Consider the following 13,943-nt stretch of genomic DNA (forward strand, 5'->3'; position numbering starts at 1 on the left):
ACGTCACTTCCGTGTGACCAGCACCCGATAGTCCCCCTTCTGGTCCGCCGCCGCGACCTTGATCTTCACCCCTGTCTTGGGGTCCTTGAAGGTCTCGCCCGAGGTGAACGCGGCGTCGGAGAGTTCCGCGTGGACGTTCGGGCTGCGGGTGCAGCCGCCGCTGTCCTTGGTGGCGTCCTCGACGGTGATCGGGCCGAGGCCGGTGTCGACGTCGGCGTTGACCCGGTAGATGAGGACGCCGGGCCGGCACACCGCCTCGTCGTTGCCCTCGCGCGTGCGGACCTCGATCGCGAACCCCGTCTTCGCGGTGAGCGGTACGAAGATGAGCTTCGGGCCGCCCTTGACGCCGAGCGGGGACAGGGTGTGCTCGCTGGTGCCGTGCGCCGACGCGCAGCTGACCTGGTTGTCGCCGAGCCAGCCCAGCTTCCACTTGTGCCAGCCGAGGAGGTCGTTGCCGGCGCCCCAGTCCTCGCTCATGATGTCCCAGTGGCCGACGGCGCCGCCGCCGTCCTGGGTGTAGAGGTCGGGCAGGCCGAAGGTGTGGCCGTTCTCGTGGGGCAGTACGCGGTAGCCGGTCTCGGCGTACGAGCCCGAGCCGTCGTCCTGGCGGCTGTACACGAACGACGCGTTGGCGACGTGGACGCCGTCGGCGACCGGCGCCTCGTGGTTGCCGGCGAACGTCACGGACAGCACGGTGTCCAGGGCGGAGGGGCCCGCGTTCGGGGTGACGAGGATGTTGATCAGGTCGTAGTCGCGGAAGTCCACGTCCGGGTCTGCCTTGGCCACGATGTCGTCGACCAGGTCGCGGTAGCCGGGGTCGAAAGGGGCGCCCCGTGCTATCCCGTATTCGGCGAACGTCCTCGGCATGCGCAGCCAGTGCCTGATCGGCGCCTCCGGGCGGTAGTCGAGCTTCCCGTACGAGCCGGTGCGGAACCAGTCCTTGGTCTGCGGGAAGAACTCGCCGAGGCGGTCGAGCGCGGTGCCCTGGCCGGGGGCGTCGGAGAAGTCGACCATGAGGTTCAGGGCGTGGACGGTGCCCGTGGAGCGGGCGTAACCCGGCTGTGTGGGCATGCCTTCCGACATCTGTACGCCCAGTGCGCCCTGGATCATGCAGGGGTTCAGCGCGGCCGGCCGGGACAGGGACGCGGAGCCCGAACCGGACGGGGACGGGGACTGTTCTATGAGGCGGCCCGTACTCGCAGACGTGGTGACGGCGAGGACCACTGCGGTGAGCCCCGCGAGCCCCGCGCTGCGCCGGGCCCTGCGTATGCGCTGCCGCAATGAGATCGCCTCACCCTCGGTCCCCGGCAGTCCCGGGAGCGGGCTGCGTCCTTCGATCACCCTGTGACGGGGTGTGCCGGGCCGCTCGCTGAGTGCGCCGATCGTGGGTTTTTCGGAAGTGTGGCCCAGGTCACACGAATGGCGGGAAATAACCGGGGAGGCCTTCCCCGTTTAGGCCTGTGTCCGCAAGAAACGGGGACTCACTCCCCGGAACGAGCAGACAACGGAGAATGACCGCAACGTCCGCCGGAAGGAGCCAGAACCGTGAGTGCCGCAGCCACCACCACCGCACCCGCGACGGGGAAGCGCGTGCCCAAGCCGCGCGCCGACGCCCTGCGCAACCGGGAGCGGATCGTCGCTGCCGCTCGCGAGATGGTCGTCGAGTTCGGCGCCGAGGTGCCGATCGACGAGATCGCCCGCCGCGCGGGCGTCGGAAACGCCACGGTCTACCGGCACTTCGCGGACCGCGCCGACCTGCTCCGGCACGTCGTCCTCTCCGTCATGGACAGCGTCACCGAACACGCCGAACGGGCGCTCGCCGTCGCGGACGCCGACCCGGACGACTCCTTCGGAGCGCTGCGCACGTTCGTGCACGCGGCCGCGGAAGAGCGGATCGGCGCCCTGTGCCCGATGCTCACGGCCGGCTTCGACAAGGACCATCCCGATCTGCTGGCCGCCCGCGACCGGCTCGAGGCCGGCACCGAGGGCCTCATGGAGCGGGCCCGCGCGGCCGGGCAGCTGCGCACCGACATCGCCGTCGGAGATCTGATGGTCGCCCTCTCCCAGCTCACCAGGCCCCTGCCCGGCATCGCCTGCCTGGACATCGACCGCTTCGTCCACCGCCATCTGCAGCTGTTCCTCGACGGCCTGATGGCACCGGCCCGCTCGGAGCTTCCGGGTGCGCCCGCGACTCTGGAGGACCTCCGGCAGGCCTGATCCACCCACGCCCCGCCGCCGCCGGCTCGCCGGCGGAGTTCACAGACATCTTCAGCAGCTTCCGTAACACCCGATATTTCACGCTTATTCGAGACTTGGAGTGCCGTCGTGGCTACCCCTTTGCCGAAAATAGATCTGCCCAAGGCAGACCCCATGCGCTGGAAGGCACTCGTCTTCATCGCACTCGCCCAGCTGATGGTCGTGCTCGACGCGACCATCGTGAACATCGCCCTGCCGTGGGCCCAGCAGGACCTCGGCATCTCCGACGGAAACAAGCAGTGGGTCATCACGGCCTACGCGCTCGCCTTCGGCGGACTGCTCCTGTTCGGCGGCCGCATCGCCGACATGTGGGGCCGTAAGCGGACCTTCGTCACCGGCCTGCTCGGCTTCGCCTTCGCGTCCGCGCTCGGCGGTGCGGCCCAGGGCGAGGCCATGATGCTCGGCGCCCGCGCCCTCCAGGGCGTGTTCGGCGCGCTGCTCGCGCCCGCCGCGCTCTCCCTGCTCGCGGTGATGTTCACCGACGCCAAGGAGCGCGCCAAGGCGTTCGGCATCTACGGTGCGATCGCCGGTGGCGGTGGCGCCGTCGGCCTGATCCTCGGCGGTTTCCTCACCGAGTACCTGGACTGGCGCTGGACGTTCTTCGTCAACATCCCGTTCGCGATCATCGCGGCCGCGGGTGCCTACTTCGTCATCCGTGAGCCGGCCGGTTCCCGTAACCGCTCGTCGCTCGACATCCCGGGCGTCGTCCTGTCGACCCTCGGCCTGGTCTCCCTGGTCTACGGCTTCACGCGCGCCGAGTCCAACGGCTGGTCCGACGCCATGACGGTCGGCCTGTTCGTGGCCTCCGCCGTGCTGCTGCTCGGGTTCGTCTTCACCGAGTCCAAGGTCCGCTCGCCGCTGCTGCCGCTGCGCGTCCTGCTCGACCGCAACCGCGGCGGCGTCTACATGTCGCTCGGTCTCGCCGTCATCTCGATGTTCGGCCTGTTCCTCTTCCTGACGTACTACCTCCAGGTCGTCCGCGGCTACTCGCCGGTGACCACCGGCTTCGCGTTCCTGCCGATGATCGTCGGCATGATCACGGGCTCCACGCAGATCGGCGCCCGGCTGATGACGCGGGTCCCCCCGCGGCTGCTCATGGGCCCCGGCTTCCTGGTCGCGGCGCTCGGCATGCTGCTCCTGACGCAGCTGGAGATCGACTCCTCGTACCCGTTCCTGATCCTGCCGGCGCAGCTGCTGCTGGGCCTCGGCATGGGTACGGCGTTCATGCCCGCCATGTCCCTGGCCACGCACGGTGTCGAGCCGCGTGACGCCGGTGTCGCCTCCGCGATGGTCAACACCTCGCAGCAGGTCGGCGGCGCGATCGGCACGGCCCTGCTGAACACGATCGCCGCGTCGGCGACCACCGCCTACGTCGCCTCGCACGCGGCCGGAGCCACCAACGCCAAGCTCCTCCAGGCGCAGGCCATGGTGAACGGCTACACCCACGCCATCTGGTGGGCCGTCGGGATCCTGGCCGTGGCGGCCACGATCGCCGTCACCCTCATCAACACGGGTGTCCCGGGCAGCGCCGCCCCGAAGGCCTCCGGTTCCACGGAGGACGCGCAGGACGAGGTGCAGATCCCGGTGATCGCGCACTGACCCGTATCAAGCCCGAAGCAGATTCAGGGCACTACCGGAGCCAGGGGAGATCCGCCCCCGCCTCCTTCGGCTGAAGTCCCTCGGCGACGATCCTCATGATCTCGCCGAGGGACTTCTGCTGTTCCGGGGAGAGCCGGTCGAAGAGCGCCTGCCGCACAGCGGTGACATGACCGGGCGCCGTCCGCGACAGGACCTCGTACCCGGCGTCCGTGAGGCACGCCAGCTGGCCGCGCTTGTCGGACGGGCAGTCCTCGCGGCGCACCCAGCCGTTCTTCTCCAGGCGCGCGATGGCGTGCGAGAGGCGGGAGCGGGTGATCTTCGCGTTCATGGCCAGCTCGGTCATGCGCAGGCGGCGGCGCGGCGCCTCGGAGAGCTGGACGAGCAGCCCGTAGTAGATGTGCGGCATGCCCGCGTCCCGCTGGAGCTGGCGGTCGAGGTGGTCCTCCAGCAGCGTGGTCGCATGGAGATACGCCTGCCAGGTGCGCTGCTCCTCGTCCGTGAGCCAGCGAGGGGTTTGGGTGGGTGCCGTCGTCATGGGGTCCACTGTACGTACCTCCTTCTTGAAGATTAAACAATCGGGTACTACTCTGTTGGTACAGCTTGAGACTTCAAGTAATTCGTTCCGGGGTCCCGTCGTCCAGGAGTGTCGCCATGCGTATGCCCGCTCTCTACCTCAGCCACGGCGCGCCGCCGCTCGCCGACGACGACCTGTGGACCGGTCAGCTCGCCGCGTGGTCGGCCGAACTGCCGCGCCCCAGGGCCGTCCTGATGGTCTCCGCACACTGGGAGGAGGCCCCGCTCGCCCTCGGCGCCACCGAGACCGTGCCGCTCGTCTACGACTTCTGGGGCTTCCCCGAGCACTACTACCAGGTGCGGTACGAGGCCCCTGGGGCACCCGAACTGGCCGATTCCGTACGGAAATTGCTGCACGGCCCCGGCACCCCGGTCCAGGACATCCCGGACCGTGGCCTCGACCACGGGGCGTACGTCCCGCTCGTCGAGATGTACCCCGGAGCCGACATCCCGGTCCTACAGATCTCCATGCCGACGCTCGACCCGCAGAAGCTGATGGGCATCGGGCGCAAGCTCGCGCCGCTGCGGGACGAGGGGGTCCTGATCGTCGGCTCGGGTTTCTTCACGCACAACCTCGCCGCGCTGCGGCAGGGCGGGATCCCCGCCTGGTCCGCCGAGTTCGACGACTGGGGGCACCGAGCCCTGGAGAGCGGCGACGTGGACGCCCTGCTCGACTTCACCCACAAGTCCCCGGCCGGGCAGCTCGCCCACCCGCGCACGGAGCACTTCGCTCCGCTGTTCGTGGCGATGGGGGCGGCCGACGCCTCCGGCGGGCTGGATGGGCAGCGGAGCGTCATTGACGGGTTCTGGATGGGGCTGGCCAAGCGGTCGGTGCAGTTCGGCTAGGTGCCGCTCGGTCAGGTGTCGCTGTTGACCGGGCGCTCGTACCAGGCCACGTCCCAGTAGCGGCCGAACTTGCGGCCGACCTCGCGGTACGTGCCCACGTAGGTGAAGCCGAAGCGGGTGTGCAGGCGGTCCGAGGCCTCGTTCGGCTGGGTGATGCCCGCGTACGCGCGGTGGACGTCCTCGCCCGCGAGCGCCTCGAAGAGCGCCTTGTAGAGCAGGGTGCCGATGCCGCGACCGCCCGCGTCGGGCGCGCAGTAGACGCTGACCTCCACCGAGGTGTCGTACGCCGCCTTCGCGCGGAAGGGTCCCGAGGTCGCGTAGCCGAGGACGCGGCCGGAATCGCGCTCCTGGGCAACCAGCAGCAGGTGCCGGCCGTCTTCAAGGTGGGAGAGCAGCCAAGGACGGCGCTCCTGCGGGGTGAAGACAGCCGTGTCAAAGGTGATCGGCGTCTCACGCACATAGTGGTTGTAGAGGGCGGTGAGAGCGTCGAGATCGGTTTCGGCGCCGGGCCTGACCAGCACTTCTGTGGACTCCGTCACGCTGAGGACCTCCCCGTATCCGGCCGATCGCGGCACAGGGTACTGCATGATCACGAAAATCGATGGGCACCTTGGGAATTCTGTCCGGATTCCAGTCGTTGTTTCCATCGGATGCAGGGCACCCGGGAGGGTGTGCCTGGCACCACAGGACCACAGGACCTGTCCACCGCAGGCCCCCGCCCACCATCGCAAGGGAGCACGCATGGCAACCCGTGCCGTCGCCCGTCGTAAGTCCGCCGCCTCCGGCGAGACCGACGGCGCACGCAGTGTTCGCGCCGTAGGCGGCGAGATCGCCGACCGCGACCTGGTCGGCATGTACCTCGACGAGATCGCGCGTACGCCGCTGCTGGACGCCGCCAAGGAAGTCGAACTTTCCCAGACGATCGAGGCGGGCGTCTACGCCCGGCAGATCCTCGACGGCGAGGCGGAGAGCGAAGCCGCGGGCAAGGCGTCCCGCGAGGAGCTCGAAGCGCTCGTCGCCGCGGGTGAGCGGGCCAAGGACGTCTTCATCAAGTCCAATCTGCGCCTGGTCGTGGCCGTCGCGCGCCGCTACCCGAGGAGCGGTCTCCCGCTCCTCGACCTCATCCAGGAGGGGAACGCGGGCCTGGTGCGCGCGGTCGAGAAGTTCGACTACCGCAAGGGCTTCAAGTTCTCCACGTACGCGACGTGGTGGATCCGGCAGGCCATCACGCGCTCGATAGCCGACCAGTCGCGCACGATCCGGCTCCCCGTCCACCTGGTGGAGGAGCTGGGCCGCATCCGGCGCGTGCAGCGCGAGTTCAACCGGAAGAACGGGCGGGACCCCGAGCCCGAGGAGATCGCCGCCGAGCTCGACTCCAAGCCCGCTCGCGTCGTCGACGTCCTGGACTGGGCCCGCGACCCGGTCTCGCTGAACATGCCGGTGGACGACGAGGGCGATACGCAGTTCGGTGACCTTCTGGAGGACACGTCCGCCGTGTCGCCCGAGCAGTCCGTCCTCACGCTGCTGCGCAGCGAGGAGCTGGACGACCTCATCGGCCGCCTCGACCAGCGCACGGCGTCCATCATCAAGATGCGGTACGGGATCGACGACGGCCGTGAGCGCACGCTCACGGAGGTCGGCAAGGAGCACGGGCTGACGCGCGAGCGGATCCGGCAGATCGAGAAGCACGCGCTTCTTGAGCTGAAGAAGCTGGCTCGGGACACCGGGTTCGATGCCGCCGCGTGAGGTTCCGGGGGCGCTGCCCCCGGCCCCCGCGCTCCTTGTCCTCAAGCGCCGGACGGGCTGGATCTCACCGGCCCGTCCGTAGCGCGGGCGAGACGACTGCTCAACTCCCTGAGATAGTCCGCCAGTTGGTCCGGCCCGTGCACCGTGAACTCGCAGTCCACCAGCGCGAGCCGCAGCGCCAGCCACTCCACAGAGTCGGTCGCCGTCGCGCGCAGCCGGCACGTTCCGTCGGGCTGCGCCTCGGGCGCGCCGAGCGCCGAGGGCAGCCGCGCCACCACGAAGTCCGCCGGCGCTTCGAACGTCACATCGATGTCGTACGAGGGCCGGCCGCGCCCCGACATGGAGCGCCGCAGATACTCCGCCGCGTCCCCCGTCGGCAGCTCCCGCGGAGCGAACCGCGCACCCGTGGCGAACGGCTCCGCGACCCGGTCCACGCGGAAGGTGCGCCAGTCGTCCCGGTCTATGTCGTACGCCACCAGATACCAGCGCCGCCCCGTCGACACCATCCGGTACGGCTCCGTCAGACGGCGTGACTCGGTGCCGTCGCCCGAGCGGTAGCGGAACCGCAGCCGCTCCTGCCCCGCCGTCGCCGACGCGAGGACCGTGAGCGTCTCCGTCGCGATGGACGCCCCGTCCCCGCCGGTCAGCGGCATCGTGGCGGCCTGGAGCGTGGAGACCCGGTGCCGCAGGCGCGAGGGCAGCACCTGCTCCAGCTTGGCGAGGGCCCGTACGGACGCCTCCTCCACGCCCTCGACGGCGTGCCCCGCCCCGGCCCGCAGACCGACCGCGATCGCCACGGCCTCCTCGTCGTCCAGGACCAGCGGCGGCAGCGCCTTGCCCGCGACCAGGCGGTAACCGCCCTCCGCGCCCATCGACGCCTGCACGGGATAGCCGAGATCACGCAGCCGGTCCACGTCACGGCGCACCGTGCGCCGCGAGACGCTCAGGCGCGCGGCGAGCTCGCCGCCGGGCCACTCGCGCGGGGTCTGGAGCAGGGAGAGCAGTTGAAGCAGCCGGGCCGGGGTGTCGGTGGTCATGGTGCGTCCCCTCTCGTTCGCGTCCCGTTGTCGTGTCCGTCCCGCTCGCGGCGCCCTCGCTTGTGGCTTTCGCGGCGCATTCGTTATCGGGAGATTCCAGGGTGCGCGCCATCTAGGACACAGTGTGACCTACATGCCTCCTAGTCTCCCCGTATGACTTCACCCGTGACCACCCCCGACAGGCGACGCTGGTTCGCCCTGGCCATCGTGATGACCGCCGCCTTCATGGACCTGGTCGACGTCACGATCGTCAACATCGCGATCCCGTCCATCCAGCGCGACGCGGGCGCCACCGTGAGCCAGATCCAGTGGATCACCGCCGGATACGCGCTGGCGTTCGCCGCGGGCCTGATCACCGGCGGGCGGCTCGGCGACATCTACGGCCGCAAGCGGCTCTTCCTGATAGGGATCGCCGGCTTCACGCTCGCCTCGGCGCTCTGCGGCTTCGCCGCGAACCCCGAGATGCTGGTCGCCTCGCGCATCCTCCAGGGCGGCATGGCCGCGATGATGGTGCCGCAGGTCCTGTCGATCGTGCACGCCACGTTCCCTGCGGAGGAGCGCGGCAAGGTCTTCGGCCTCTTCGGCATGATCGTCGGCCTGGGCGCGGTCTCGGGCCCACTGCTCGGCGCGCTGCTCACCGAGTGGAACCTGTTCGGTCTCGAATGGCGCCCGATCTTCCTGATCAACCTGCCGGTCGGCATCGCCGGACTGCTCCTCGGCCGCAAGTTCATCAGCGAGTCCAAGGCGCCCCGCGCCCTCAAGCTCGACCTCGTCGGCGTCGTGCTGGTCACGCTCGGCCTGCTCATGCTGATCTACCCGCTGACGCGTGGCCGCGAGCTTGGCTGGCCCGTGTGGGGCCACGTCGTGATGGGCTCCAGCGTCCTCGTCTTCGGCGCGCTCGTCGCGTACGAGAAGTACAAGACGCGGCGCGACGGTTCGCCGCTGATCGAGCTGTCGCTGTTCAAGGTGAAGAGCTTCGCCGCCGGTATCGCCGTGCAGGTCGTCTTCGGTGTCGCGCTCGGCGTGTTCTTCCTGGTGTGGACGATGTACATGCAGGTCGGCCTCGGGTGGACGGCGCTGCACGCGGGCCTGACCGGCGTGCCGTTCTCCATCGCCGTGTCGGCGGCGGCCGGAATCTCCGTACAGAAGCTCGTGCCGAAGTTCGGGCGCAAGGTGCTCCAGACCGGCGCGCTGGCGATGATGACCGGGGTGCTCATCTACATCTGGGAGGCCGGGCGTTACGGCGCCGGGATCACGTCCTGGCAGATGGCGCTGCCGCTCGTCGTGATGGGCGTCGGCATGGGCCTCATCGTCGCCCCGCTGACCGACGCGGTGCTCTCCGACGTGCCGCGCGAGCACGCCGGTTCGGCGTCCGGGCTGATCAACACCACGCAGCAGATGGGTACGGCACTCGGGCTCGGCCTCGTCTCCGTGGTGTTCTTCGGGACGATCGGCGACCACCTCGCGCCGACCGAGGTCGGGCCGGCGTTCACCGACGCGTTCAGCAACTCGCTGTGGTACGTCGTCGGCGTGCTCGCCGTGATCTTCCTGCTGATGTTCGCGCTGCCGGGGCGGCCCGCGCAGCACGTCGAGGGGGGCGCGCAGGACGCGGACCCGACGGCCGGACCGGTGGAGAAGGCGCCGGAACTGGTCTAGTTCCCGCGGGACTTCGAGCGGGCGGGCCCTCGCGCTGCGGCGCGGGGGCCCGCCCGTCTGCCGTTCAGTTCGCCGAGCGGATCTCCGCGCGGCTCGCCGTCGTGTCCAGGGTCTGGAGCACCTCGCGCGGATCGCCGCCCCGGACGACCGCCGAGCCGATGTCCTCGCGGATCGCGGCCCGCACGTCGGGCCAGGACGCCTGGTTCACCGGCTGGAACTCCGCCCGCGGCATCTGGTCGATGAACTTCCACAGGGGGCGCTGCGCGGAGTCGGAGCGCAGGGAGTCCGACGCGGAGGCCGTCACGGGCAGCGCCGCCTGGCCGCCCCCGTACGTCCTGGCCGACTTACGGCTGTAGAGGTACGTCAGGAACTCGCCGCACTCGGCCTTGTGGCCGTTCTGGTTGAACGCGAGCAGCCAGTCGCTCAGCCCGACCGGCGCCGCCGCGCCCCCGTCCCGCTGCGGGAACGCCGCGTGCGCGTAGGGGACCTTCGCCCGGTCGGCGGCGCCCATCAGGACCGGGTGGGCGATCATCATGCCGATCTGCCCGCGCAGGAACTGCTCGTAGGCGGCCGTCCGGTCGAGGAGCTGCGGCGCGGAGCCCGCCAGGCCCTCGCCGACGAGGCGGTCGCGCAGCCAGGTCAGCGTCTCGATGTTGCCGGTGGTCGCGAAGTCGTAGCCGGTGACGCCCGCGTAGGTGCCGCCGCCGGCCAGCAGCCAGGCGAGTGCCTCGTCCTCGGCGGCCTCGGGGCCGAGCTGGAGCCCGTACGGAGTCTTCACGCCGATCACCCTCAACGCCTTTGCCGCGGCGTGCAGTTCGTCCCACGAGGTGGGCGCCGAGACGCCCGCCCGCTCGAACAGCTTCGTGTTGTAGAAGAGGCGCGGCGTGCTCGCCATGAACGGGATGCCGTACTGGACATAGTGGGCCGTGCCCGCCTGCGTGAACGACTGCGTGAAGTCGGCCTGCGTGGGGATGTCGAAGAGCTCGGACACCGGGTAGAGCCTGCGCTGGTCGGCGAACGTCGCGAAGACGTTGGACTGCGCGATGTCCGGCGCCTCGCTGTCCTTCACCCGCTGGGCGAGGGTCCGGTCCAGCTTGGCGAACGGGATCCGCTCCACATGGACCGTGACGTCCGGCTTCACCTTCTTGTACGCCTTGACGACCTGGTCCCACTGGTCGCCGATCGAGGATCCGACGCTCTGGTCGTAGCTCGCCACCATCAGCTTGAGGGAGGCCTTCGACGAGCCGGAACCGCAGCCGCTGAGCCCGTAGGCCGCGGCGCCGGTGAGCCCGGCCGCCTGAAGAAGGAAACGTCGCCGCCGCACTGCTCTTCGCCCACCCCTTGGTTGCACGCCAGGTCGGTGGCAGATTCTGCCACATAGGCATACCATGACTTCATGCCCGGTAGCTCTACGACTGAGACGCTGACGGAACGACGCAAGGCCGCCACGCGCCTCGACATCGCCCGCACGGCGGCGGCGCTCTTCGTGGAGGACGGCCTGCGCGCCACCCGCGCCGAGGACATCGCCCGCGCGGCGGGGGTCGCCCCGCGCACCTTCTACCGCTACTTCGCGACCAAGGAGGAAGCGGTTGCCCCGCTCTTCGCCGCGGGAGCCCAGCGGTGGGCGGAGGCCGTTCGCGACGCCCCGGCCGCACTGTCCGTGCCCGAGGCGCTGCGGCACGCGGTCGCTCAATCGCTCACCGCGGACGACGCGGCGAACGTGGAATCCCTCGAGTGGGTCAGGTCCCTGCTGCGTATGGCGGCGGAGAGCCCGGCGCTGCAGGCGGTGTGGGGCACCGCCTGCCACGCGTCGGAGGCGACGCTGCTCGCGGTGCTTGCGGAGCGGGTGGGGGCGATCACTTCGGGTGGCTCGGGTGGCTCGGGTGACTTGGGTCGCTCGGGTGGCGCTGGTGGTGCCAGTGATTCCGGTGGTGTCGGTGCTCACGATGGCTCTGGCGCTTCTCAGGCCCCCGCCTCGCTCGCCCTGCGCATGGCCGCCGGGGTCGCCTGCACGGCCATTCGCGTAGGCGTGGAGACCTGGGCCGCGAGCGACGCCCCGGTGGACGGCGAGCTCGGGCCCGCGGCGCTCGCCGCGCGCTGCCTCGCGTCGCTGGGCGACTTCCCGTGGGCCCCCGCCTGACCCACCGTGCACGTCCGCACCCTCGAACTCCCTTGTTCCACCCCCGACTTCTTCTGGAGCAACGATGAACAACCTCACCGGCAAGACCGTCCTTGTCACCGGCGGAGCCCGCGGCATCGGCGCCGAGATCGCGCGCCGCGCCGTCGAGGCCGGTGCCAACGTCGTCGTCACCGATGTCCTGGAGGCCGAGGGCAAGGCCCTCGCCGCCGAGCTCGGCGACCGCGCCCGCTTCATGCGGCACGACGTGACGTCGGAGGAGGACTGGACGGCCGCCGCCGCGTTCGCCACCGCCGAGTTCGGCGGGATCGACGGCCTGGTCAACAACGCGGGCATCTCCACCGGCCAGCCTCTGGAGACGGAGACCGTCGAGCACTTCCGCAAGGTCCTCGACATCAACCTCACCGGCGTCTTCATCGGCATGAAGACGGCCATCAACGCGATGAAGGACAACGGCGGCGGCTCCATCGTCAACATCTCCTCCGCCGCCGGCCTCATGGGCCTCGCCCTCACCGGCTCCTACGGCGCCTCCAAGTGGGGCGTGCGCGGCCTGACCAAGCTCGCCGCGGTGGAGCAGGGCACGGCGAAGATCCGCGTGAACTCCGTCCACCCCGGCATGATCTACACCCCGATGACGGCCCAGCTCGGCATCCAGCAGGGCGACGGGGGCTACCCGAACACCCCGATGGGCCGCGTCGGCGAGGCGGACGAGATCGCCAAGGCGACCGTGTTCCTGCTCTCGGACGACTCCTCGTACGTCACCGGCGCCGAGCTCGCCGTGGACGGCGGCTGGACCACGGGCCCGACGGTCAAGTACGTGATGGGTCAGTAGGCGCCCCAGGCACCCCGAAGGGCCCGTTTCTCCGCGGGGAGGCCGGGCCCTTTTGCCTACCGGTTTGCCTACCGGTTTGCCTACCGGGTGGGACGTCGGAGGCAACGGAGATGTACGCACCAGAGCGTCATCGGGAGATTCTCCGCGCTCGCCGAATCCGCCACATACGGGCAGCGTCACTTCACCCGAACCGTGTTACCCGGGCCGAATGTCGTTCAGACTGTCGACGATAATTACGGACGGCGGCTGCGCGGGCGCAGGCACCTGAATAAGAATGGGGACATAGGCTATATCGCCGTGCCTGAACTCGGCCTTCGCTGAAAATCGGTAGCATACGATCGCGTTCGGACTGCTGCGTGTCGCATAGCACTGAAGCGTCGACTTCGTTGGCGCAGCCTGCGATTTCTGTGGCAGGGAGCCTGATTCACCCGCTGCTGCGCCCCATTCCCCGAGCGCCAAACAGCAGGTGGCTGCAGCGACAATGCTGAAACTCCGCAATGCTGCCTTCTTCATCCTCATCACCCCGAAAGCTGCGAGTGAACTGAGTCGTTCTATCGTCGCATGCCGGCAAGAGACGCGCGAGGCGCTTCGGGTCCGTCGCGCGCGTAAAGGCAGTCAAGGATTTCGACTTGATTCTGGTCCCGCTGCACGGCGCTCCCGGAAACCGTCGACGTCGGATGCCGACAGTCACGGCATCCGTCACAGGCTGCACGACCTGCAGTCAGGATCTTCAGCATGCGCACCGGTCGGGTGACGGCCGTGGGCAGGTGTTGCAGGCGAGGCCTTCGGGCAGTGGTTCAAGATGCCTGAGATCTCAACTGCTGCAGCGGGAGGCCTCGTTGGCTGTCTGTCCTTCCGCAGCCGAGTGCGCGGCGCGCGGGTCGGGTGACGCGTCCGCGGTGAAGGGAAGACGAGCCGAAGGCGCCGGTAGCCGCCTGACAGTTCGGAACTGTCCGCTCATGCGAGATACGTCACGGTCCGGGACCAAAGTCCCGGACCGTGGTGTTGACTGGGCCCATGCCTGAGCACGTGTCGTTCCTCCAGCAGATAGGCGTGGCGTTCCTCGCGGCCGCCACCGTGGTGTGGGTGGTCGGTCTCGTCCGGCTGGTCCGCCATGTGGGCTGGGGCACCGAGCGGCCCCTGGCCTCCCTGCCGGGGCAGGGCGGGCCGCCCGCTCTGGAGTCCGCGCCGCTGACGCCGGACGAGCGCGACGCGTTCGCGGGACTGGTACGGCAGTTCAGCCGTCGTTAGCTGCCGGCCG

13 protein-coding genes are annotated in these 13,943 nt (G+C 69.7%); 8 read left to right on the forward strand and 5 right to left on the reverse strand.

Annotated features, from left to right (window positions below; all coding sequences use genetic code 11):
- Positions 1 to 3: 3 nt before the first annotated feature.
- A complete protein-coding gene (locus CG723_RS26985) occupies positions 4 to 1,281 on the reverse strand; it encodes a M6 family metalloprotease domain-containing protein (RefSeq protein WP_100596183.1) in 1,278 nt (425 codons plus the stop codon).
- A 264-nt stretch (positions 1,282 to 1,545) separates the two neighbouring features.
- Here CG723_RS26985 and CG723_RS26990 point away from each other — a divergent pair, with 264 nt between their 5' ends.
- A complete protein-coding gene (locus CG723_RS26990; protein WP_100596092.1) occupies positions 1,546 to 2,217 on the forward strand; it encodes a TetR/AcrR family transcriptional regulator in 672 nt (223 codons plus the stop codon).
- A 153-nt stretch (positions 2,218 to 2,370) separates the two neighbouring features.
- Positions 2,371 to 3,855 carry an MFS transporter gene (locus CG723_RS26995; protein ID WP_100596093.1) on the forward strand — a complete coding sequence of 495 codons (1,485 nt, stop codon included), beginning with the start codon at positions 2,371 to 2,373 and terminating at the stop codon, positions 3,853 to 3,855.
- A gap of 31 nt (positions 3,856 to 3,886) precedes the next feature.
- Here CG723_RS26995 and CG723_RS27000 read toward each other — a convergent pair whose 3' ends face one another.
- Positions 3,887 to 4,399: a MarR family winged helix-turn-helix transcriptional regulator gene (locus CG723_RS27000; RefSeq protein WP_199841909.1), complete on the reverse strand. Its 513-nt coding sequence runs from the start codon at positions 4,397 to 4,399 to the stop codon at positions 3,887 to 3,889.
- A gap of 107 nt (positions 4,400 to 4,506) precedes the next feature.
- Here CG723_RS27000 and CG723_RS27005 point away from each other — a divergent pair, with 107 nt between their 5' ends.
- Positions 4,507 to 5,274 carry a dioxygenase family protein gene (locus tag CG723_RS27005; RefSeq protein WP_199841910.1) on the forward strand — a complete coding sequence of 256 codons (768 nt, stop codon included), beginning with the start codon at positions 4,507 to 4,509 and terminating at the stop codon, positions 5,272 to 5,274.
- A gap of 11 nt (positions 5,275 to 5,285) precedes the next feature.
- Here CG723_RS27005 and CG723_RS27010 read toward each other — a convergent pair whose 3' ends face one another.
- The gene (locus CG723_RS27010; protein ID WP_100596186.1) at positions 5,286 to 5,861 is read right to left on the reverse strand and encodes a GNAT family N-acetyltransferase; all 576 of its coding nucleotides are present in this window, start codon (positions 5,859 to 5,861) and stop codon (positions 5,286 to 5,288) included.
- 154 nt (positions 5,862 to 6,015) lie between these two features.
- Here CG723_RS27010 and CG723_RS27015 point away from each other — a divergent pair, with 154 nt between their 5' ends.
- Positions 6,016 to 7,020 (forward strand): sigma-70 family RNA polymerase sigma factor, encoded by a 1,005-nt coding sequence (locus CG723_RS27015; protein ID WP_100596094.1) that lies wholly within the window; start codon positions 6,016 to 6,018, stop codon positions 7,018 to 7,020.
- A 41-nt stretch (positions 7,021 to 7,061) separates the two neighbouring features.
- On the opposite strand, the gene CG723_RS27020 is transcribed toward CG723_RS27015, so the two are convergent.
- The gene (locus CG723_RS27020; RefSeq protein WP_100596095.1) at positions 7,062 to 8,057 is read right to left on the reverse strand and encodes a helix-turn-helix transcriptional regulator; all 996 of its coding nucleotides are present in this window, start codon (positions 8,055 to 8,057) and stop codon (positions 7,062 to 7,064) included.
- Between the two features lie 153 nt (positions 8,058 to 8,210).
- On the opposite strand from CG723_RS27020, the gene CG723_RS27025 reads away from it, so the two are divergent.
- The gene (locus CG723_RS27025) at positions 8,211 to 9,713 is read left to right on the forward strand and encodes an MFS transporter (protein WP_100596096.1); all 1,503 of its coding nucleotides are present in this window, start codon (positions 8,211 to 8,213) and stop codon (positions 9,711 to 9,713) included.
- A gap of 64 nt (positions 9,714 to 9,777) precedes the next feature.
- Here the strand turns inward: CG723_RS27025 and CG723_RS27030 are convergent, their stop codons facing one another.
- Positions 9,778 to 11,037: an ABC transporter substrate-binding protein gene (locus CG723_RS27030; protein WP_234374536.1), complete on the reverse strand. Its 1,260-nt coding sequence runs from the start codon at positions 11,035 to 11,037 to the stop codon at positions 9,778 to 9,780.
- Between the two features lie 72 nt (positions 11,038 to 11,109).
- Here CG723_RS27030 and CG723_RS27035 point away from each other — a divergent pair, with 72 nt between their 5' ends.
- From CG723_RS27035 to CG723_RS27045, 3 genes are all read left to right on the forward strand, one after another.
- Positions 11,110 to 11,853 (forward strand): TetR family transcriptional regulator, encoded by a 744-nt coding sequence (locus tag CG723_RS27035; RefSeq protein WP_100596098.1) that lies wholly within the window; start codon positions 11,110 to 11,112, stop codon positions 11,851 to 11,853.
- A 64-nt stretch (positions 11,854 to 11,917) separates the two neighbouring features.
- Entirely contained in the window at positions 11,918 to 12,682 is a 765-nt protein-coding gene (locus CG723_RS27040; RefSeq protein WP_100596099.1) for a glucose 1-dehydrogenase, read from the forward strand.
- A 1,017-nt stretch (positions 12,683 to 13,699) separates the two neighbouring features.
- Complete coding sequence (locus tag CG723_RS27045; RefSeq protein ID WP_100596100.1) at positions 13,700 to 13,933, forward strand: hypothetical protein; 234 nt, start codon at positions 13,700 to 13,702, stop codon at positions 13,931 to 13,933.
- Positions 13,934 to 13,943 lie beyond the last annotated feature (10 nt).

Source organism: Streptomyces sp. CB01635, assembly GCF_002803065.1.
Classification (GTDB): domain Bacteria; phylum Actinomycetota; class Actinomycetes; order Streptomycetales; family Streptomycetaceae; genus Streptomyces.

Excerpts from the sequence above, each read along its gene's own strand:
- CG723_RS27020 (WP_100596095.1), bottom strand. The coding sequence starts at position 8,057 with ATGACCACCGACACCCCGGCCCGGCTGCTTCAACTGCTCTCCCTGCTC.
- CG723_RS27015 (WP_100596094.1), top strand. The coding sequence starts at position 6,016 with ATGGCAACCCGTGCCGTCGCCCGTCGTAAGTCCGCCGCCTCCGGCGAG.
- CG723_RS27010 (WP_100596186.1), bottom strand. The coding sequence starts at position 5,861 with ATGCAGTACCCTGTGCCGCGATCGGCCGGATACGGGGAGGTCCTCAGC.
- CG723_RS26995 (WP_100596093.1), top strand. The coding sequence starts at position 2,371 with ATGCGCTGGAAGGCACTCGTCTTCATCGCACTCGCCCAGCTGATGGTC.
- CG723_RS27005 (WP_199841910.1), top strand. The coding sequence starts at position 4,507 with ATGCGTATGCCCGCTCTCTACCTCAGCCACGGCGCGCCGCCGCTCGCC.
- CG723_RS27040 (WP_100596099.1), top strand. The coding sequence starts at position 11,918 with ATGAACAACCTCACCGGCAAGACCGTCCTTGTCACCGGCGGAGCCCGC.
- CG723_RS27025 (WP_100596096.1), top strand. The coding sequence starts at position 8,211 with ATGACTTCACCCGTGACCACCCCCGACAGGCGACGCTGGTTCGCCCTG.
- CG723_RS27045 (WP_100596100.1), top strand. The coding sequence starts at position 13,700 with ATGCCTGAGCACGTGTCGTTCCTCCAGCAGATAGGCGTGGCGTTCCTC.
- CG723_RS27035 (WP_100596098.1), top strand. The coding sequence starts at position 11,110 with ATGCCCGGTAGCTCTACGACTGAGACGCTGACGGAACGACGCAAGGCC.